This window comes from Cobetia sp. PDI-12MA (assembly GCF_059507695.1).
On sequence record NZ_CM183351.1, the window covers coordinates 1,112,890 to 1,132,290 of the forward strand.

Annotated in this window: 14 protein-coding genes; 4 read left to right on the forward strand and 10 right to left on the reverse strand. The window is 62.2% G+C overall.

Annotation, left to right across the window (positions count from 1 at the left end; all coding sequences use genetic code 11):
- Positions 1 to 96: 96 nt before the first annotated feature.
- Together AC5WNI_RS04780 and AC5WNI_RS04785 are read right to left on the reverse strand one after the other, a co-directional pair.
- Positions 97 to 711, reverse strand: a complete 615-nt coding sequence (locus AC5WNI_RS04780) for a CBS domain-containing protein (protein ID WP_175088161.1) — start codon at positions 709 to 711, stop codon at positions 97 to 99.
- 340 nt (positions 712 to 1,051) lie between these two features.
- The gene (locus tag AC5WNI_RS04785; RefSeq protein ID WP_175088160.1) at positions 1,052 to 1,552 is read right to left on the reverse strand and encodes a hypothetical protein; all 501 of its coding nucleotides are present in this window, start codon (positions 1,550 to 1,552) and stop codon (positions 1,052 to 1,054) included.
- A 708-nt stretch (positions 1,553 to 2,260) separates the two neighbouring features.
- Between AC5WNI_RS04785 and AC5WNI_RS04790 the strand changes: the two genes are divergently transcribed.
- The 3 genes from AC5WNI_RS04790 (at position 2,261) to AC5WNI_RS04800 (ending at position 5,080) form a co-directional block, all read left to right on the forward strand.
- A complete protein-coding gene (locus tag AC5WNI_RS04790) occupies positions 2,261 to 3,463 on the forward strand; it encodes a GGDEF domain-containing protein (protein WP_175088159.1) in 1,203 nt (400 codons plus the stop codon).
- A gap of 87 nt (positions 3,464 to 3,550) precedes the next feature.
- Entirely contained in the window at positions 3,551 to 4,186 is a 636-nt protein-coding gene (locus AC5WNI_RS04795; RefSeq protein WP_282627810.1) for a flagellar basal body L-ring protein FlgH, read from the forward strand.
- Positions 4,187 to 4,540: 354 nt separating this feature from the next.
- Positions 4,541 to 5,080 (forward strand): glycine zipper 2TM domain-containing protein, encoded by a 540-nt coding sequence (locus AC5WNI_RS04800; RefSeq protein ID WP_175088157.1) that lies wholly within the window; start codon positions 4,541 to 4,543, stop codon positions 5,078 to 5,080.
- Between the two features lie 116 nt (positions 5,081 to 5,196).
- On the opposite strand, the gene AC5WNI_RS04805 is transcribed toward AC5WNI_RS04800, so the two are convergent.
- From AC5WNI_RS04805 to AC5WNI_RS04840, 8 genes are all read right to left on the reverse strand, one after another.
- The gene (locus tag AC5WNI_RS04805) at positions 5,197 to 5,895 is read right to left on the reverse strand and encodes a PqiC family protein (protein WP_175088156.1); all 699 of its coding nucleotides are present in this window, start codon (positions 5,893 to 5,895) and stop codon (positions 5,197 to 5,199) included.
- Positions 5,896 to 5,906: 11 nt separating this feature from the next.
- Positions 5,907 to 7,541, reverse strand: a complete 1,635-nt coding sequence (gene pqiB, locus AC5WNI_RS04810; RefSeq protein ID WP_175088155.1) for an intermembrane transport protein PqiB — start codon at positions 7,539 to 7,541, stop codon at positions 5,907 to 5,909.
- Positions 7,538 to 9,040, reverse strand: a complete 1,503-nt coding sequence (locus AC5WNI_RS04815; RefSeq protein WP_175088154.1) for a paraquat-inducible protein A — start codon at positions 9,038 to 9,040, stop codon at positions 7,538 to 7,540. Before AC5WNI_RS04815 ends, pqiB begins: the two co-directional genes overlap by 4 nt.
- Positions 9,041 to 9,416: 376 nt before the next feature.
- Positions 9,417 to 12,548, reverse strand: a complete 3,132-nt coding sequence (locus AC5WNI_RS04820; RefSeq protein WP_495928851.1) for an efflux RND transporter permease subunit — start codon at positions 12,546 to 12,548, stop codon at positions 9,417 to 9,419.
- A 101-nt stretch (positions 12,549 to 12,649) separates the two neighbouring features.
- Positions 12,650 to 13,948 carry an efflux RND transporter periplasmic adaptor subunit gene (locus tag AC5WNI_RS04825; RefSeq protein ID WP_175088152.1) on the reverse strand — a complete coding sequence of 433 codons (1,299 nt, stop codon included), beginning with the start codon at positions 13,946 to 13,948 and terminating at the stop codon, positions 12,650 to 12,652.
- A 540-nt stretch (positions 13,949 to 14,488) separates the two neighbouring features.
- Entirely contained in the window at positions 14,489 to 15,676 is a 1,188-nt protein-coding gene (locus AC5WNI_RS04830; RefSeq protein ID WP_175088151.1) for an ArsA family ATPase, read from the reverse strand.
- A 17-nt stretch (positions 15,677 to 15,693) separates the two neighbouring features.
- The gene (locus tag AC5WNI_RS04835) at positions 15,694 to 16,014 is read right to left on the reverse strand and encodes a cory-CC-star protein (RefSeq protein WP_217485768.1); all 321 of its coding nucleotides are present in this window, start codon (positions 16,012 to 16,014) and stop codon (positions 15,694 to 15,696) included.
- Complete coding sequence (locus AC5WNI_RS04840; RefSeq protein WP_175088150.1) at positions 16,004 to 17,752, reverse strand: carbon starvation CstA family protein; 1,749 nt, start codon at positions 17,750 to 17,752, stop codon at positions 16,004 to 16,006. Before AC5WNI_RS04840 ends, AC5WNI_RS04835 begins: the two co-directional genes overlap by 11 nt.
- Before the next feature lie 444 nt (positions 17,753 to 18,196).
- On the opposite strand from AC5WNI_RS04840, the gene coxB reads away from it, so the two are divergent.
- Positions 18,197 to 19,372, forward strand: coding sequence for a cytochrome c oxidase subunit II (gene coxB / locus AC5WNI_RS04845; RefSeq protein ID WP_254626936.1), 1,176 nt, complete (start codon positions 18,197 to 18,199; stop codon positions 19,370 to 19,372).
- Positions 19,373 to 19,401: the final 29 nt, after the last annotated feature.

A 19,401-nucleotide genomic window follows, 5' to 3' on the forward strand; every position in this document is an offset into this window, starting at 1 on the left:
CAAGCACCAGTCTGGGGATATACCATCTTGTCAAGGCGCGGCTTGATGACGCCTCTATCAGCCAGATGACTGAGGACGCTACCTACTCTTGTCGAGTCACTCGTACTTGCCCAGCACAGCCCGGCAGATATCAGCGAAATTGCGTGCTTCCGGCGGGTGTTCCAGATCGAGCCCCAGGGCCTTGCCGACGCGGGAGGCGGCGACCAGACCGCGCACGCTGGGCTTGCCATCGTCGCCCTGCTCGGTCACCAGCAGGTGGGATTCGCCGCTCTGACGCAGTGTCTCGACCAGGTCCCCGACGCGGGCGCGCTTGAGCACGGCGAGAGGAATGCCCTGCAGCTCCGCGCGAGGTATCTGCACCATGTCGGTAGTGACTTCGTCGCGCTGGACATTGAAGCGGGTCATGGCGCGCATCACGACTCGGCCACCCTGCAGCTCACGCGAAGTCACCACGCCGGTGAAGGTGCCATCATGATCGTGGACCAGCAGCAGGCGTACCCCCGCCTGCTTCATGGTCGCCAGTGCCTGGCCGATGGAGGCGCTGCCCTGAATGCTGCGACCGGCGGTGATGGCAAAGTCCGTCACCAGCTCACTGGCTGGGCTATCCATGGTGATGTCGCCGATCGGCTGCAAGGGCAGACGAGCGGAGGTGACATGAGAGAGCGTTTCGACGTCGAGGGTGTGGTAAGCCGACGGTGCAATGGCATTCATGGACTGACTCCTGTAACCAGATGACGAGCATGTTCTGGGTACTGTGAGTCAGGTGAAGGCCAGGAGTTTCATGCACGATGGGTAACCTCAGGTTGCTACTGCCGCAACAGTGACGCGGATCTTGATCTATCAGATCAATCTTCGATGCTATCTGTGCGAGATAGGAAATGGATGGATTCCATTTCGGAAACAAAGGCCCCGGCAGGCCGGCACTGGCATGAGCCAGCAGTTTCCTTGCCGCTGACAGCAATGATGCCCACTGCACGAGGCGAGTGGACATCATTGAGCCGATTCAGGGAGTTATCCCTTCATCAGGGGGCTGGCGACACGCCCGGGCGCATTACACCCACTGCTTGAGGTCGCCGCGTACGGCATCCAGGAAGGTGATGAAGTCCGTCTGGCCATCGGTGTCGCAACGGTCCACCTTGCAGGCCAGCTTCATCTTGGTGCCGGCGACGATTTCGTCATACACCTCGAGCGTGAGTTTCTCGACGCTGGCATCGGCGGGCTCCTGCTCGCCATCCATCAGGCTGAACGTCGTCATCAGCGTGCCGCGAAGACGCGTGGTGCCGCCTTCGGCGACCACGCGACGCACCTTGAGCCAGCCTTCGCGCACCATGATCTCACCCTGTGCATCGCGTTGCTTGTAGATGGTGCGATAACATGCATTCTCGGAAACGCCCTTGGCGGCCATGCTTTCATAGGCCTTGATCATGCGCGTCGCCATGGTGCCAGCTTCGGCGATCTTGCGGCGGGCAGCACGATGTTCACGTTCCAGGCGGTCTTGCTTGGAGAAACGCTGCCACAGGTGGAAGTCGCGTGTCAGAGTGGTCGCGTCCATTACAGTCTCTCTTCTCTAAAAACGGCGGGGAAAAGTGGGTGACGGCTACTGCCATGTCCAGGCGCTGATGGTGTCACGAAGGCGGGCGATTGTCTGCCCGGTTCTTGTCTCAGACGTCGAGGAGGGCCCGAGTGCCAGGTGGTCCGGGTCATGCAGGCTGGCGGCGAGATGTCAGCATTGCCATGCTCAAGAGTACCATTCACTGGTCACGGACTTTTTCCAGTCCGGTCATCATCACGACTGAATCTAGGGCTTAAATCCTCTCTGAACTACTCTGCAAGTCACCCACAAGGCCCACATTGTGAGAATCTTCGACTGCTGATCCTCGAGATTGCTGATGCTTCACGCTCAGGCTCCTGCTACGTGAGCCACGCCGCCGTGATGGGATTGCCAGTCTCGCAGGCGACGTCGTCTGGTACACGTGGATCACATGCCTGACTGCGCTGCATGCCTTGAGGGGTGCGCAATGAATGTGACCGTCACGTTTCATACAGCAGCGTGAGATAGAATAGGCAGGTAAAATCATCAGGTAGCGCGCAGCGGAGGCACACGGGAAGTGCCGTAAATGAGGAAGGAATCATGGCGAAAGCAGATCGCCGTCGCAAACCGGGAAGTCGGCAGGGTGTATTGCGCACGGTAAACATGAAGTGGCGATGGCCAGCTCCAGCGGGGCTGGCTGAGCGGCACCTCGTGCTTTATCAGTTGTTCATGTGGATCTATATCAGTGCGCTCGGCTGCCAGCTGGGCTATTTCGCTCTGCTGGGCCTGCAGCCTTATCCGCAGCCGGTGGTGATCAATGTCATCGGCGTCCTGCTCAATGTCTTGGCCATCATGTTCCACCGCAAGGGGCACATGAATTCCGCGTTGCTGTTGCTGGTGGTGCCGATGTCAGCCAAGGCGGCATGGTGGGAATACCAGTTCGGCGCCGAGGGAGGCTTCGAGTATTTCCATATCGTCGCCATCTTCTTCATCTGTATCGCGTCCCTGTCACGCATTCAACGGCTATTGTTCAGTGGTGTCCTGCTGCTGTTCTATATCGGTGCCCAATACCTCACCAGCCCGGTCTATATCGTCTCTTACGAGTTCATGTCGTTGGCCAGCATCGTCAATCTGGTGATTTCCGTCACCTTCATCGCGGTGGTGGCCGTGCAGATCGGGTGGGAAGCTGAGCAGCGCGAGAAGCGCTACCGCCGTGACTTGCGCCACGACCAGTTGACGGGGGCGCTGTCTCGTTTTGCCTTGCTGGAAGAGGGGCCGCGTCTGCTGAGTCGTGGTGGTCTGGGAGTGCTGATGATCGATGTCGATCACTTCAAGGCCATCAATGATACCCAAGGGCATGCGATTGGTGATGAGGTGCTGATAGAGCTGACGCAACGGCTGCGTCACCACCTGCGCGGCAGTGATCAGTTGTGCCGCCAGGGGGGAGAGGAGTTCGTGGCCCTGTGTCCGACGGAGGACAGAGAAGGGCTCGAGCACGCAGCCGAACGCTTGCTGCTCTCGATCAACAGTCGTGCCTTCACGCTGAGCAACGGCCAGCTGCTGCGGGTCACCATCAGTATCGGGGTGGCCCAGGGCGGACCGGCCGCTTGCGCGGAATCACTGTTGCCGGATCTGCTGCAGCGTGCCGATCAGGCCATGTACCGCGCCAAGCGCGAAGGGCGCGATCGGGTGGTCACCGCCTGGGATGCGTCCGATCACGGCGCAGCCAGTCTCGATCAGGTCGAGTCGTCTGATCATGACTACCGCCCCGACCACGGCCACAACCTCGACAGGCTGGCCATGCCTGACATGCCGCCACTGGACACTCCGGGCGATGGGGCAGGCGAAGCGGACTCGACCTCCAGCCGTCCTGATGACAGTCACCATGACGATGTGCAGGCCGCCGATGAGGTCTATCAGTGGAAGCGCTGACGCAAGGCTGATGGCTTTGCCATTTCACCTCATTGGGCGTGATATCCGTGAGTGATCCACGCTCTCACCAAGCGGAGAAACAAGTTGATGATGGATTCCTGTGGCAGCGTTTCACGCCGGGTGTCGCGCCGGCTCTTGCGGGGACTGCTGGTGACGGCGTTGATAAGCGGTATGCCGCTTGCGGCGGTTCAGGCGGAGGAGTCGTCGAATGCTGCAGCGTCTTCGAGTGACGGTCAGGCGCCCCGGGCGCAAGTGATTGCCGACCCGGCGACGCCCTCTCTGCCGCCTGCCGCCAAGGCCAGCAACAGCATCTTTCGTTGTATGCAGGCGGGGGTGCCCACCTGGCAGCAGCAGCCTTGTCAGCAGGGCGATGCCCCCGTCACGCTGGATGATTCGCTGACGGTGGTGCCCGCCGCTGACGTGGTAGAAGAGACTTCAGGCGAAGACCCGGCCGCACAGCGCCTGGCGCGTGAGAAGGAGCGTGCCCTGGCTGCACGTGAGGAGAGTCAGCGTCAGTACCGCATCCGTTCAGCGCTGGATGATGGCTATCTGGTGCAGGGCATGAGCGAGGCTCAGGCCATCTCGTTGCTGGGCAAGCCCAGTGATATCAGCGAGACGATCGCCGATGACACGTCCTGCCGTCTGCTGAATTGGTGGGAAGATGTCCGTGTGCAGTTCTGCAACGATGAAGCCGTGTCCATCACGGCCAATCAGCGGGACTGAGTGACTTGCGGTCTGGGCCCTGTTCGTTCCGTCCCCCTCACATAGCCCTGTTCGTTCTGTCCGACTCGTATAGTCCGAGTCAGCGCCAAGGCGGTGAGCGGGGTTTTCTCGCCGCATGCCTACTTGTCAAGAAATTGCTAATATAAGGCATGATCTAGCGTAAAAACCGGATTTTCCACGTCCGATGTTGCGAAATGGCGACGACCGGGTGGTGAAGTTGCCACATTACCGAGTTTATCGAACAGTGTTAGATTACTCTCCGAACGCAGCGGCAAGCCCCCCAGGTGTCATCCAGGGGCATGGCTGACTGGCCGACGAGCCAGGCTGCAACACTATTCGGTGAGGAGAACACGCATGAACAAGTCCATCCTGATTGGCGCGATCGTTGCTGCACTGGGCATTGGCGGTGGAGTGGCGATCGGCAGCTATACGGCCAGCAACTCAGGCCCTGAATATGCCGATATCGTGGCGGTGGATGCCGTGACGGAAACCGTGAGCACTCCGCGCGAGGTCTGTCACAACGAGACCGTGACGCATCAGGCGCCCAGCAAGGACACCCATAATGTCGTCGGCACGGCCGTCGGTGCGATCGTCGGCGGTGTGGTGGGCAATCAGTTTGGCGGTGGCAATGGCAAGAAGGTGTTGACAGCCGCGGGTGCCGTGGGCGGCGGTTATGCCGGCAACCAGATACAGAGCCAGATGAAGAAGGGCGATACCTACACCACGACCGAGCAGCGCTGCGAAACGGTGCAGGACGCGTCAGACAAGGTGGTCGGCTACGACGTCAAGGTCGACATGGGGGACGAGACCCGCACCGTGCGTCTCGAGGACAAGCCGGACGTGAAGCGCTTCGAGATCCGTGATGGTGAGCTGGTGCTGCCCCAGCAAGGCTGAGGCCAGATAGCCCCCAGACACGAAGCCCCCCGACGGAATCCGCCGGGGGGCTTCTTTTTGGACATCCAGCTTTCTGGGTATCTTACCGTGCTCTTTTCTCTTAGACCGTCGGGTCGTCAGCTGGCATCCGCCGTGGCGGGCAGTGCCTTGGCGATCTCACGCGCCAACTGCTCGCCGGTCACACGCCAGCCTTCGCCCAGACTATTGACCAGCGCTGGATAGCCGTCATCCGTCAGGGGAGTCAGCGTCTGGATGTCGCCTTCCTCCAGTACGCTGCCATCCACGCCGCGCAGGCGCCAGCGACCGGTGATGACGGACTGGCCATCATGGCGGCCGATGAAGCGATCCAGGCTTACGCTCAGGCGTGCGCCCTTGAGGCCGCTCAGGCTGGTATCCGCGATACGGTACTGGCTCAGCGGCTGGGCGGGGCTGGCCTTGAGCTGCGTCAGCAGCTGGCGGGTCAGCATGTCCTGCAGATCATCGGCCCACAGGTTCTGGCTGGCCTGTACCAGCGTGATGTCGTCTGTCTGATAGACCAGACTGCCGCCTTCCAGGTAGCTGGCCAGTTGCACCGGCATCACTTCCAGCAGGGGGGCATCTGCGGCAACACTGCGCTGGGCGGCACTCGCTTGGGTCGTTTGTGGCAGCAGGTAAGCGCCACCAGTGGCGGCGGTCGTGCAACCCGCCAGTGTGCCGAGCATCAACAGACCTGCCACCAGGCCGCCGAAGCGGCCCTTGTGCGACATTGAAGTGCGCGGCGAGGCAGACGCGCTGCAGGCTTGTGGCATGGCTGCCGTTCGGGTCGAGAGACTCATGGCTGTCGTCATCATTGGGCCCTTGGAATCGGATCGCGAGTGGTCGGCTTGTCGAAGATCAGGCTGGAGGGATTCTTCTCCAGCGTATCGAGCAGCGGTTCTGCCTTCTTGAGCACACGGTCCAGTCGTTCGAGATCGCCTTCCAGCTTGCGGTAGGCGGAAGAATCCGGCGTCAGGCCATCCAGGGTGCGATTGAGGTTGTCGATGCTGGTGCTGATATCGCTCGGCAGCTTCTGCACCTCGTCGGAACCCAACAGGGCATCGACATGGCCGGCGGTCTTGTCGAGACGCTTCACCAGGCTCTCTGAGGCCGACAGGGTCTTGTTGAGATTGCCCAGAACCGGCTCGATGTCCAGGCCATTGAGCTTGTCGAGCAGCGCATTGAGCTTGGCTTCCATCTGAGCTAGACCGCCGGAGACACTCGGCATGACCTCGATATCATCGAAGGTATCGGCCTTGTAGGGCGGCGGACTGTCATAGAAGTCGAGATCGACGAACAGCGCGCCGGTCAGCAGGTTGCCGGATTTCAGCGTCGCGCGCATGCCCCGCTTGAAGAGGCGCTCGAGGCGCTTCTTCCACTGCACCACGCCTTCATCATCCACTTGCCCCTCAAGGCGTTCGGGTTCGATGCGAATCAGCACCGGAATCTCGAAGCTCGACAGCGTCCGCACGCGCTGGTGGGTCAGGCGATAGGGCACGCTGACCACGGTGCCGAGGCGTACGCCGCGGTATTCCACCGGCGCGCCGCGCGACAGGCCACGCACGGTATCGTCGACCATGATCACGTAGTCGATGGCCTGATGGAAGCTGCCTTCACGGGCCTCTTCCTGGTCGGAATACAGCGTGAAGGACGTGTTCTCCACCACAGGGCGGCCACGCGGCAGGTCTTCGGGAATGCCGAAGGCGACGCCACCGCTCAGTACGCTTTCCAGTGACCCGACATCGACCTGCAAGCCCTGGGAATCCAGGCGCAGGCTGACCCCGCTGGTGGACCAGAAGCGCGTGGTGGAGGTCACCAGCTCGTTGTAAGGCGAGTCGATGTAGAGGGTGTAGTGCATCTCCTTCTCGCTGGGGCGGAACTCGCTGGATTCCACGCGCCCGACCACGAAGCCTTCGTAGGTGACGGGGTCGCCGTCCGAGAGCACGCTGCCATCGTTGCTGGTGAGGTCGATACGCAGCCCCTTGGCGTCCTGCGTCGTCACCGGCGGTTGCTCCAGCGCCACGAAGTAGTCCTCCTCATCACGACTGTCACCAGGCTGGAGCTGGATATAGGCACCTGACAGCACGGTGTTGAGGCCACTGATCCCCTCGCGACCGATGCGCGGTTTCACGACCCAGAGCCGCGAGTCGGCATTGAGCATGCGCTCGCTGTCCTTGGACATGCGCGCGGTGACGATGGTCTTGTCGAGGTTGTCCGACAGGCGCACGGATTCGACCTTGCCGACTTCGACGTTGCGGGTCTTGATCAGTGTCTTGCCCGCTTCGATGCCTTCCGCCGTCTCCATTTCGATCGTGATCAGCGGGCCACGGCTGGCGTAGTTGTGCCACACCATCCAGGCGCCGATCAGAAGAGCCACGATCGGGACTATCCAGATCGGAGAAAGGCGGCGTCGACTTTCACGACGTGCGCGAGAATCATCACTCATAAGTCATCCTGTGAGTCGGCAGCAGAAGGGGGATTGCGGGAGGCATTCGGGGTCGTGAATGGCGTCGTGAACGGAGGCGTGGCCTGCGAGGATGAGGCAAGAGACGCGGAGCCCGTCAGCGGTGTCAGCGGCAGATCACCGAACAGCGTGTTCGCCATCATTTTCTTCTCCGTCTCGGTGTCCCAGACAAGGCGCGGGTCGAAGCTCAACGCCGACAGCATCGTCAGCACCACCACGCAGGCAAAGGACAATGCCGCAGGCCCGGGGTGCACCGACATCAGCGCACCCAGCTGGATCAACGCGGCCAGCAGCGCCACCACGAAGACATCGACCATCGACCAGCGCCCGATATATTCGGTGATGCGGTACAGGGTCACCCGCGCTCGCGCATGTTGCACCTCGGGGCGCTGGGCGCTGATGCACAACCAGGCGATGGCGATCATCTTCGAGGCCGGCACCAGGATGCTGGCGATGAAGATGACCATCGCGATGGGCCAGTCGCCATGTGACCAGAGCACCACGATGCCACCGGCGATCGTCTGTGGGTCGTTTTCCCCGAGGCTGACCGTGGTCATGATCGGGAAGACATTGGCGGGGATGTACAGAATCGCCGCCGCGATCAGCCACGCCCAGGTGCGCTGAAGGCTCTGCGTCTTGCGCTGATGGACAGGGTCGCCACAGCGGCGACAGTGGGTGTGCGACTCCCGTTCGCCGCAGGCGTTGATCAGACCGCAGCTATGGCAACTGGCCAGTCCCTGCAAGGCGGCACCGATTCCCGGCAGCGTGCCGCTGGGGGCGGCTGGCTCGCCCGCCAGCGCGAACCACATGCGGTCCCCATCGATGCTGGCCAGCGTCTTGGTCATCAGCAGGGCGAAGGCGCAGAATGCCCAGAAGGAGGGCCCGAAGCTGATATCGGCCATGCCGGCGATCTTGACCAGGCTCACCATCACGCCGACCAGAAACACATCTGCCATCATCCACGGGCGCAGGTGGCTCAGGGTGCGCGCAATGCCGCGAATGCCCGGCAAGGGCAGTTTCAGCCCGATGGCCGCATGGGTGTAGATGACGCCAAGCAGGTAGAGCGCCGGCAACATCACGATGGTCAGGATCAGCAGCACGGCCAGAGAAGGATAGGACTCGGCCGTCAGGGCGGCTGGTGTATCGATCAGGCTTAGACTTGCCGAGATGCCACTGGTGGCAAAGGCGATGAACTCGAAGGGCAGCGTCAGCACCAGCATCACCAGGCACGCCATCGCCAGTGCCAGTGTGCGTTGCACGGCATGGGCGTGGCGCTGGGCGAACAGATGATCGCAACGCGGGCAGCGGGCGCGCTCGCCGGCCTTGAGCGCCGGCAATGCCACGACGAGGTCGCAGCACTCGCAGGCACGCATTCGCCGCCGTGATACGCCTGATGTGACAGGCGCGAACACCTGTGGCGGATCACGGGTTTCAAAGGTACGCCGGGTGTAGCGGCGCAGGGCAGCAAGGGGACGAGGCATGTCGCTCCAGCGGGATCGGGTGGTGTATAGCTGTGCCGTGCGTGTTCGGGCCATGCGTAGAGGCTTTGTCAGCCGCGGCTCGAACACGCCTGCGGCTGCGCTCTTGGGGAAGCGCTCTCGGGAATGCGCCGTCAGCTGGTCTGGCCTCATGCACACGCGGATCTGCGAAGATATAGGAGCTGTGAAAGCACCAGGCCTGCACAGGCAAACAGTGTTCGAGAGTAGCATGATGCCGCAAAAGGCTGATGGCACTCAATGCTTGCCGCGTGAGCGCGCCTTTCTTGCCAGGCCATAAACAGGCACGCCGCCCGGAGAGGGCGGCGTGCAGGGCCGTCACGCAATGTGACAGCAATGAGGCTTCTGTCGTGATCAGGGATCAGACAAGGTCATCCTCCTGGCGGGCCGCTTCGTGGGCTCGCTTGAGGTCCTTCGGCTCACCGAAGAGGCGGCGCACGACCACATAGCAGACCGGCACCAGGAAGATCGCCAGCACCGTGGCCGAGATCATCCCGCCGATCACGCCGTTGCCGATGGCGTGACGGCTGGCGGCACCCGCACCCGTCGAGATGGCCAGTGGTACGGCACCCAGGGTGAAGGCCAGCGAGGTCATCAGGATCGGGCGTAGACGCATGCGCACCGCTTCCATGGTGGCATCGATCAGCGAGCGACCCTGCACTTCAAGGTCCTTGGCGAATTCGACGATCAGGATCGCGTTCTTGGCCGAAAGCCCGATGGTCGTCACCAGGCCGACCTGGAAGTAGACGTCATTGTCGAGTCCGCGCATCCAGGTGGCGAGCAGGGCACCCAGTACCCCCAGCGGTACCACCAGCATGACGGAGAACGGAATGCTCCAGCTCTCATACAGCGCGGCCAGACACAGGAAGACGAAGACCAGCGAGATGGCATACAGATACGGTGCCATGCCGCCACTCTGGGATTCCTGCAGCGAGATGCCGGTCCATTCCAGCGCGACGCCATTGTTGAGCTGGCTGACCATCTCTTCCATGGCCTGCATGGCCTCACCGGTGGAATAACCCGGTGCCGCCTGCCCCAGCAGTTCCATCGAGGAGACGCCGTTGTAGCGTTCCAGCTGCGGCGACCCGTAGGTCCACTCGCCGTTGATGAAGGCGCTCAGCGGCACCATCTCGCCGGAGGTGTTGCGTACGTACCACTTCTTGAGGTCTTCCGGCTGCATGCGGGCACTGGCTTCCGCCTGCACATAGACCTTCTTGGTGCGGCCGTTGTCGAGGAAGTCATTGACGTAGGTCGAGCCCCACGCCGTGGAAAGCGTCGAGTAGACCTCTGACAGCGAGACACCCATCGCCGTCGCCTTGAGTTCGTCGATGTTGAGCGTGAACTGCGGGCTGTCTTCCAGGCCATTGGGGCGCAGGCCGGTCACGGCCGGATTCTGGCCCGCCATGCCCAGCAGCTGATTGCGCGCGTCGGTCAATGCCTTGTGGCCGATGCCGCCACGGTCGACCAGCATCATGTCGAAGCCGCTGGCGTTGCCCAGCTCCATGATCGGCGGCGGGTTGATGGCGAAGACCAGGGCTTCCTTCAAGGTGCTGAAGTAGCTCTGTGCTTCACTGACCACGCTGAAGGAATCGCTCTCGCGCTCATCCCACGGCTTCAGGTTGATGAAAGCCAGGCCCATGTTCTGACCGCGACCGGCGAAGCTGAAGCCGGCGACGTCGAACATTTCCTGAACCGCATCTTCCTGATCGACCAGGAAGTGATGCTCGACCTTTTCCAGCGTCTCGAGCGTCTGCTCCTGAGTAGAGCCCACCGGCAGGATGACCTGGTTGAACAGATAGCCCTGATCCTCATCCGGCAGGAAGCCGGTCGAGATGCGCGTGAATACCACGCCACAGCCGACGACGATCAATGCATAGACCAGCATCGAGCGACCGGTGCGCTTGAGCATGCCGCCAACGCCTTTCTGGTAACGCGCGTTGGAGCGATCGAAGACCCGGTTGAAGAGGCCGAAGAAGCCGGTGGTCTTCTCCTTGGTCGGCTTGAGCAGGGTAGCGCACAGGGCCGGCGTCAGGATCAATGCCACCAGTACGGACAGCGTCATCGCCGAGACGATGGTCACCGAGAACTGACGGAAGATCGCACCGGTGGTGCCGGGGAAGAAGGCCATCGGAATGAACACGGATGACAGCACCAGGCCGATACCCACCAGTGCGCCGGTGATCTGGCCCATCGACTTGCGAGTCGCTTCCAGTGGCGAGAGCTTCTCTTCGTGCATGACGCGTTCAACGTTTTCCACCACCACGATCGCATCGTCGACCAATAGCCCGATGGCGAGCACCATGGCGAACATCGTCAAGGTATTGATGGAGAAGCCCAGCACTTCCAGCACCCCGAAGGTGCCCAGCAGCACGACCGGTACCGCGATGGTCGGAATCAGGGTGGCTCGGAAGTTCTGCAGGAACAGCAGCATCACCAGGAAGACCAGTGCCACGGCTTCCAGTAGTGTCATCACCACTTCTTCGATGGAAATCTTGACGAAGGGCGAGGTGTCGTACGGGACCTTGAAGCTCATGCCCGGCGGGAAGTAGGCGGACAGTTCATCGAGGCGGTCCTTGACGGCCTGGACGGTGTCCAGCGCGTTGGCGCCCGAGGCCAGCTTGATCCCCAGGCCTGCAGCAGGCTTGCCGTTGTAGCGGCTGACGGTGCTGTAGGTCTCGGCGCCTTTCTCGACGCGGCCGACGTCACGCAGATAGACCTGAGAGCCATCTTCCTGGGTCTTGAGCAGGATGTTGCCGAACTGCTCCGGGGTTTCAAACAGGGTCTGCGCCACGATGGTGGCGTTGAGCTGCTGGCCTTCTTCCGCCGGCAGATTGCCCAGCTGGCCCGAGGCAATCTGGTTGTTCTGCGTGCTGATGGCCGTGGTGACGTCGCTGGTGGTCAGCTTGAAGTTGTTGAGCTTTTGCGGGTCGAGCCAGACTCGCATGGCCCCCGGCGCGCCGAACAGCTGTGTTTCGCCGACGCCCTGGACACGCGAGACCTCATCCTGGATGTCGGAGGCGACATAGTCGGTCAATTGCTGCTTGGTCATGCTGCCGTCGTCAGAGACGAAGGCCGCGACCATCAGGAAGCTGCCGGAGGACTTGGTGACCGAGACACCCTGGTTCTGTACGGATTGCGGCAGACGCGGAGTGGCCAGCTGCAGCTTGTTCTGTACCTGAACCTGAGCGATGTCGGGGTCGGTGCCGGTGTCAAAGCTCAGCTCGATGCTGGCGTTGCCCTGGGAGTCCGAGGTCGAGCTCATGTACAGCAGATTGTCGATGCCGTTCATCTGCTGCTCGATGACCTGGGTCACCGTGTCTTCCACCGTCTGGGCAGAGGCACCGGAGTAGGTGGCCTGAATGGTGATGCTGGTAGGGGCCAGCGAGGGGTACTGCTCGATCGGTAGCTTGAGGATACTGAAGATCCCCCCCAGCATCACGATGATGGCGAGCACCCAGGCAAAGATAGGGCGATCGATGAAAAATCTGGCCATGACGTTTGAGGCTCCTGGAACGTCGTTCGGGACGGTCGCCAGTCACACGAGAAGCGTCTCTCGTCTGGCTGGCGACAGTGGCGCGAAAAGCGGGGGCAGGCTTACTGGCTATCGCCGGTCCTGGTCTGTTCACTTTCCGAGGAGTCGCTGCTGGCAGCAGTCCGCGACTGAGGTGCGGCGTTCTGGTCAGTGCCTGTCTCATCCGAGGCGATCTCGACCGTGGCACCCGGCTTGATCTTCTGCAGACCGCTGACGATGACCTTGTCATTGCTGTCGAGGCCGCTGGTCACCAGCCACTGATTGTCGATGGCCTGACCGATCACGACCTGCTTGGCCTCGACCTTGTTCTCGGCATTGACTGTCATCACGCTGGCCTGGCCCGTGCTGTCACGGCTCACGGCCTTCTGCGGAATCAGGATGGCATCCTTGGCGACAGCTTCGGTCAGGCGGGCACGCACGAACATGCCCGGCAGCAGCAGCTCATCTTCGTTGGGGAACAGTGCGCGCAGCGTGACCATGCCGGTCCCCTGGTCGACAGTGACATCCGCGAACTGCAGCTTGCCCTTGGCGCCGTAGACGCTGCCGTCTTCCATCACCAGCTCGACTTCCGTCTGGACCGGAGCGGTGGCGGCATCGCGATTCTCGCCCAGCTCACGCTTGAGACGCAGCACTTCGGTGGCGGACTGGGTCAGATCGACATAGATGGGGTCCAGCTGCTGGACGGTGGCCAGGCTGGTTTCCTGGCTGGCCGTGACCAGCGCGCCCTTGGTGACGTTGGACTTGCCGATACGACCACTGATCGGTGAGGTGACCTTGGTGTAATCCAGGTTGATCTGCGCGCTGGATACCGCGGCCTTGGCCGAGGCGACATCGGCACGGTCTTCGCCGACGGTGGCCACGGCATCGTCGTAATCCTGCTGGCTGACCATCTTGCGCGCGACGAGGTTCTTGAAGCGCTTGGCCTTGAGGCTCGAGGTGTTGAGGCTGGCCTCGGCACGCGCCAGGCTCGCCTTGGCGCTCTCGACATCGGCGCGATAGGTGCGCGAATCGATGTGATAGAGCACCTGACCTTCCTCGACGTCACTGCCTTCGGTGAAGTCGCGCGATTCGATGATGCCGCCGACCTGCGGACGCACTTCCGCGATCTGATAGGCACGCGTGCGGCCCGGAAGTTCGGTGGTGAGTGGTACATCCTGGGCAGTGACGGTGACGACATCGACCTGAGCGGCCTGGCTGGCGCCTGCGGCGGGGCCTTGGCCAGCCTCCTCCTTGTCGCCGCTACAGCCGGCCAGCAGGGCACCGACCAGCAGCAGGCTTGCCGGAAGCAGGCCGAGGCGTCGGGCATTGAAAGCCAATGGGTGTCTCTGCAAGCGGGATTGACTGGGGGAAGTCGGGGCCATGGAGCGTCCTTTACGAAATTCAGGGGCTGAAGTGCACCATTATCGCCACATTGTGACTCACCGCAGGTGCGGCGCGTCAAAGCAACGATGTCATGAAGAGGAAGATATTTAGCCCGCTATTCTATCGGAATGGCGAGGCGACTGTATGGTTGTTTTGTGCAGTTATTGCGCACCCTGTTGCAACAGTTTGTTGCCATGTGAGCTGCATTCTGAACGTCATGGAGGGGGATGCAAGACGATGCAATTCGCTTGCCATGCCCGCAGGCGTGCACATGTCTCGCCTCACACAGGGGGCGTGCGCAAGTCAGGTGGGGCTAGGACAGTGATGGTGCATCAATATGCGCAAATTCTGAATAAGTTATCAGATCGAAGTGTCTGAATGATGAACTCCCCGGCCCTGTGCGCAAACGCATGTTGCCAGCACAGGGCGGATCAGCGGATCAGCGGATCAGCGTGAGGCCCGGAGAGCGGGAGGGTGAAAGAGCGGAAGCGCTGAGGATCTGAAGCACTATGGGATGAAGCGTAGGGCAGCCTCTCGAGTCATCTGGCGCGAGCAGCGCAACCGCAAGAGGGCGCGGCAGGGACGGGTGACCAGGGGCGGAACGCCGTGAATTGCACCACCAATGGGGCAAGGCTTGCGCGGTCCTCCGGCAGCTGTGGTTGGCGCAGCAGGCGCAGGCAGGGGCGATCAGCGAAGGCCTCCTCCAGTCTGGCGGCCCAGCGTTGCTGCTGTTCTCGCCAGGTCGCGACCCAGTCAGCCTGCGGCTCGTGGGTCGCTGAGAGAGTCTTGCCAGCCTCTTGCGCGGCGGGTTCCGGCAGGCACTGATTGATGATCAAGCCGCCGACGGCCAGGCCATGAGCTTCCAGCGCCTCTCGTGTTCGAGTTGTCTCCAGACACGGCAGCTTCTCTGGCGTGCTGACCAGAATCACGCGCGCCCGGCGGGTATCGCTCAAGCGCTCACGCAATGCTGCGTAGCGCGTACGGCGTTGCTCCAGCGCCTCGCTGATCGGGTCTTCCGGCGCTTCTTCGCCTGGCGTCTCTGACGCCTGCTGACTGTCCAGCCACAGGCTGCGTTCGGCGACGGCACGCCTGCGCTGACCCAGCATGCCCTCCAGCCAGCCGCCCAGTACTTCGGGCAGGCTGAGCAGGCGAATGGTATGCCCGCTGGGAGCCGTATCGAACAGGATGTGTCGATACGATGAGCTGTCCGGTGTCAGTGGGGTAGGCGGAGCAAGGATGATCCCGACCAGCGCATCGAAGAGTGCCGCTTCACTGGTGCCGGGAGCGTGGCGTGACAGTTCGAGCTGGCGCATCACCGTGGCACTGCGCTCGCCACTCACCAGGGGGGCGGTCCGCTGGCGGACCGCCTCCAGGTAGCGCTCGCATTCCCGCTCGGGGTCCAGTTCCATCACGTCGAGTCGCAGCGCGATGTTGCAGGGCTTGCCACCGACAGCACCGAACAGATCGCCGAGATTGTGCGCGGGGTCCGTCGATATCAGTAGGGTCGCTTCGCCTTTCTCCGCCAGTGCCAGCGCCTGCGCGGCCGCGCAGCTGGTCTTGCCGACACCGCCCTTGCCACCGAAGAACCAGATCTCGGGGGGCTCCGATTTCCCGGCTTGCCCCGGCGCTCGGCCAGGCTGAGGAGTGTGAGTCTCGTAAGTCTCGCGAGCCGCTGACGGCTGAGTGCCTGCCCAGACAGCCGTATCTTTCGCCGTGCGGGATGCCACGCGTTTCCAGAGCCTGCTCAACAGCACTTGATGCCCTCCAGCGGTGAATGCTCAAGCCCCTGACGCAAGTGCCAGTCATGCATGCGTTCCAGCATCAGTGGCAGCATCTCCAGCGAGACGGCCGGCGCCGGATTGGGGATGCCCATCAGCTCCGCGAAGCTCATCATCATGAAGATGTCTTCCTCCTCACGGGCAAGCTGCGCCAGATCGCGCTGCTGGTTGACGCGCAGCATGGCCTCCCAGCCATCCCGCAGCTGAATGGCGCCTGTCAGCAGGCGCCTTGTCAGACTCGGCAGGCGTGGTGATGACGCCAACAGGGTATCGTCATCAGCTCTCATGAGCGCTCACCCGGGCGGGAGACGTCAGGCTGCGGCTGGCCTCGAGCAGAATCCACAGCGCAAACACCATGATAAGGCTGCCGAAGGTGAACAACAGCCATTGTGGGTCGTTGCTGCCCATGCCCGACCAATCCAGCACCACCTGTTGCACCATCGCCCACAGCGTCATGATCATCAGGAAGACCATCGGGGCCAGGGTATAGATGACAGGGCGGCCCTGACGCTTGAGCCACACCGACACCAGCATCAGCGAGATGCCCGCCAGCAGCTGGTTGCTGGTGCCGAACAGTGGCCACAGCAGGTAACCGCCGGAGCCGAAGCCCTTGGGCCCCTGCGGCAGGATGACCAGCGCGGCACTGGCGATGACGGCGATGCTGGTGGCGACATGCTTGTGGCTGAGTGCCGGCATGCCGTATTCGCTGCCCAGTTCCGCGATGATGTAGCGCATCAGCCGTACGGCGGAGTCCAGTGTCGTGGCCGCGAAGCTGACCACGATAACCGCGACCAGCGTACTGCCGACATTGGCGGGCAGGCCGAGATGCGAGATCAACTGACCGGAGCCCTGCACGAAGCTGGAGAGGCCGTTGGCACCGGCGGCAGCGAAGCTTGAATAGGTCGCGCTGAAATCGGCCTGGGTGGCGAACAGGGTCGCCACCGCGATGATGGAAATCAGCGCCAGCATGCCTTCGCCCAGCGCGCCGGAGTAACCGATCAGGCGCGCATCCGGTTCATGGGACAGCTGCTTGGAGGTGGTGCCGGAGGCGACCAGCCCGTGGAAACCCGAGATGGCGCCGCAGGCGATGGTGATGAACAGCAGCGGGTAGAAGGACATCTCGGCCTCGGCGTTGAAGGCCGGCGCCGTCAGCTGCGGGCCACCCACGGCCAGCCCCAGATACAACAGTACCAGCCCGACCACCAACTGGTGCGAGTTGATGGTGTCGCGTGGCTGCAGCAGCTTCCAGACCGGCAGCACCGAGGCGACATAGACATAGGCCATGAGTGCGATGATCCACACCAGGAAGGCGCTGGCGATGGGGGAGAGGCCAAACAGCAGAGTGCCATCCTCGCCACCGGCCATGGTGGTGAAGGCACCCGCCAGGTCGATCTGCAGGAACTCGAACTGACCCGCCAGCAGCGCGGCGGCATACATCACCATCAGCGCGAGCAGTGAGGGAATCAGCATCTTGCCGCCGCGACGATAGACGCGATGGCCGATCCATACCGCCAGCGGAATCTGGATCAGCACCGACATCACGCTGGCCGGGAAGTTGATGAACAGGTTGGCGATCACCCAGGCGAACACCGCGTTCAGCATCAGGACCAAGATCAGGATGATGAACAGGAACAGCAATTTGGCGCGCTTGCCGATCAGCTTGTCCGCCAGGGTGCCGACGGACTGGCCGCGATGTCGCGCCGACAGCGTCAAGGTGCCGAAATCATGCACGCCTGCCGCGAACAGACTGCCCAGCACGACCCACAGCACCGCCGGCAGCCAGCCCCAGTAGACCGCGATGGCCGGCCCGACGATGGGCGCCGCACCAGCGACAGAGGTGAAATGGTGCCCCCACAGTACCCAGCGATTGGTTGGCAGGTAGTCGGTGTCATCGCGCAGCGCATGGGCCGGCGTCACAAAATTCGGGTCGAGGCGGAAGATGCGATCGGCCAGAAAGCGGGAATAGAAGCGATAGCCGATGGCGAAGGCAACGCAACCGAACAGGGCAAGCCAGATGGCGTTCATGGCAGATTCCGAGTGGCGTAGTGATGGATCGAGTAGGGCGTGCTGGCGTATGTCAGGTGTCTGGTCACGTGCCGGAGGGCTCTCAACACGCTGGTGCAGATCGGCGTGACGCTAACATCGATAAATGCGCATATAACTTCGCCATTGGTCGCCCCGACGCGCGCCGACATGTCGCCAGCAAACCGGCAGGACATTGCTGAATCGCCGCCTTCCTGCGTGGACTGAACGCAGAAGCGCTCCATTGCCTTGTGCTCAGGCGGTATCACGCGCGGGGTAGCCGTTTTTGCCTTGCTCTGCCTTGCGACCAAGGAGTATCAGTGGGTTGATCCACGCGACCTTGTGTTCCGCCAAGCTCTTCTATACTCGAAGCAAGTCGGAGCACGGGGAGCCGCTCAGCGCCGTCATCTGGGTGAGGCTCTCGATAACAATGATAAGGAGGCGCCGATGTCATGGATCGCGGAATGCCTTTCCCGTGTCACCAGGCCAATGCATCTGCGCTTGCGGCGTACAGTGACGACCCTGTCACTGACGACCTTGTCACTGACAGGCCTTTCCCCTTCGGTGCTGGCAGTCGAGTACAACATGCCGGTCGGGGTCACCGCGGTCAGCCGCGAGATCCACTCGCTGCACATGATCATCTTCTGGATCTGTGTGGTCATCGGCATCGCGGTGTTCGGCGTGATGGGCTACGCGATGATCAAGCACCGCAAGTCACGTGGCGCGGTATCGGCAAGCTTTCATGAAAATACCCGCATCGAGATTCTGTGGACCGCCATTCCGCTGTTGATCCTGGTGGTGATGGCGGTGCCTGCCACCGCCACGCTCAAGGACATGTACGACGCCTCCGAGTCGGCGCTGGACGTGAAGATCACCGGCCATCAGTGGCGCTGGCAGTACGAGTATCTGGGCGAGGATGTCGCCTTCACCTCAAGCCTCGCGACCCCACGCGAGCAGATCAACAATACCGCCGCCAAGGGCGAGCATTACCTGCTGGAAGTCGACAACCCGCTGGTGTTGCCCATCAATCGCAAGGTGCGCTTCCTGACCACCTCTGCCGATGTCATCCACTCCTGGTGGGTGCCGGACTTCGGCGTCAAGAAAGACGCCATCCCCGGCTTCATCAATGAGGCCTGGACGCGTATCGAGACCCCCGGCACCTATCGTGGCCAGTGCACCGAGCTGTGCGGCAAGGACCATGGCTTCATGCCGGTGGTCGTAGAGGCGTTGCCGGAGGACGAGTTCGATGAGTGGCTGATCGCGCGCAAGGCCGAAGCCGAGGCCGCGCTCAACGATGCCGGTCGTGACTGGAGTCTCGAGGAGCTGATGGAGAAGGGCGAGAAGACCTACGCCACCATCTGCGCCTCCTGTCATCAGCCGGACGGCCAGGGCATGCCGCCGGCGTTCCCCTCGCTGGTAGGCAGTGCCATCGTCACCCAGGACATGCAGGCGCACATCGATATCGTGGTCAACGGCAAGGCGGGCACGCCCATGGCGGCCTTCGCCGATGTGCTGAGCCCGGTCGAGCTGGCGGCTGTCATCACCTATGAGCGCAACGCCTGGGGCAACGATACCGGCGAGCTGGTGCAGCCAGCCGTCATCAAGGAACAGCTGTCTCAATAGCGTGCAAGCGACGCATTCAGGAGGTGTGT

Excerpts from the sequence above, each read along its gene's own strand:
- pqiB (WP_175088155.1), bottom strand. The coding sequence starts at position 7,541 with ATGAGTGATGATTCTCGCGCACGTCGTGAAAGTCGACGCCGCCTTTCT.
- coxB (WP_254626936.1), top strand. The coding sequence starts at position 18,197 with ATGTCATGGATCGCGGAATGCCTTTCCCGTGTCACCAGGCCAATGCAT.
- AC5WNI_RS04825 (WP_175088152.1), bottom strand. The coding sequence starts at position 13,948 with ATGGCCCCGACTTCCCCCAGTCAATCCCGCTTGCAGAGACACCCATTG.
- AC5WNI_RS04795 (WP_282627810.1), top strand. The coding sequence starts at position 3,551 with ATGATGGATTCCTGTGGCAGCGTTTCACGCCGGGTGTCGCGCCGGCTC.
- AC5WNI_RS04820 (WP_495928851.1), bottom strand. The coding sequence starts at position 12,548 with ATGGCCAGATTTTTCATCGATCGCCCTATCTTTGCCTGGGTGCTCGCC.
- AC5WNI_RS04835 (WP_217485768.1), bottom strand. The coding sequence starts at position 16,014 with ATGAGAGCTGATGACGATACCCTGTTGGCGTCATCACCACGCCTGCCG.
- AC5WNI_RS04805 (WP_175088156.1), bottom strand. The coding sequence starts at position 5,895 with ATGAGTCTCTCGACCCGAACGGCAGCCATGCCACAAGCCTGCAGCGCG.
- AC5WNI_RS04790 (WP_175088159.1), top strand. The coding sequence starts at position 2,261 with ATGTGGATCTATATCAGTGCGCTCGGCTGCCAGCTGGGCTATTTCGCT.
- AC5WNI_RS04800 (WP_175088157.1), top strand. The coding sequence starts at position 4,541 with ATGAACAAGTCCATCCTGATTGGCGCGATCGTTGCTGCACTGGGCATT.
- AC5WNI_RS04815 (WP_175088154.1), bottom strand. The coding sequence starts at position 9,040 with ATGCCTCGTCCCCTTGCTGCCCTGCGCCGCTACACCCGGCGTACCTTT.
- AC5WNI_RS04780 (WP_175088161.1), bottom strand. The coding sequence starts at position 711 with ATGAATGCCATTGCACCGTCGGCTTACCACACCCTCGACGTCGAAACG.
- AC5WNI_RS04840 (WP_175088150.1), bottom strand. The coding sequence starts at position 17,752 with ATGAACGCCATCTGGCTTGCCCTGTTCGGTTGCGTTGCCTTCGCCATC.
- AC5WNI_RS04785 (WP_175088160.1), bottom strand. The coding sequence starts at position 1,552 with ATGGACGCGACCACTCTGACACGCGACTTCCACCTGTGGCAGCGTTTC.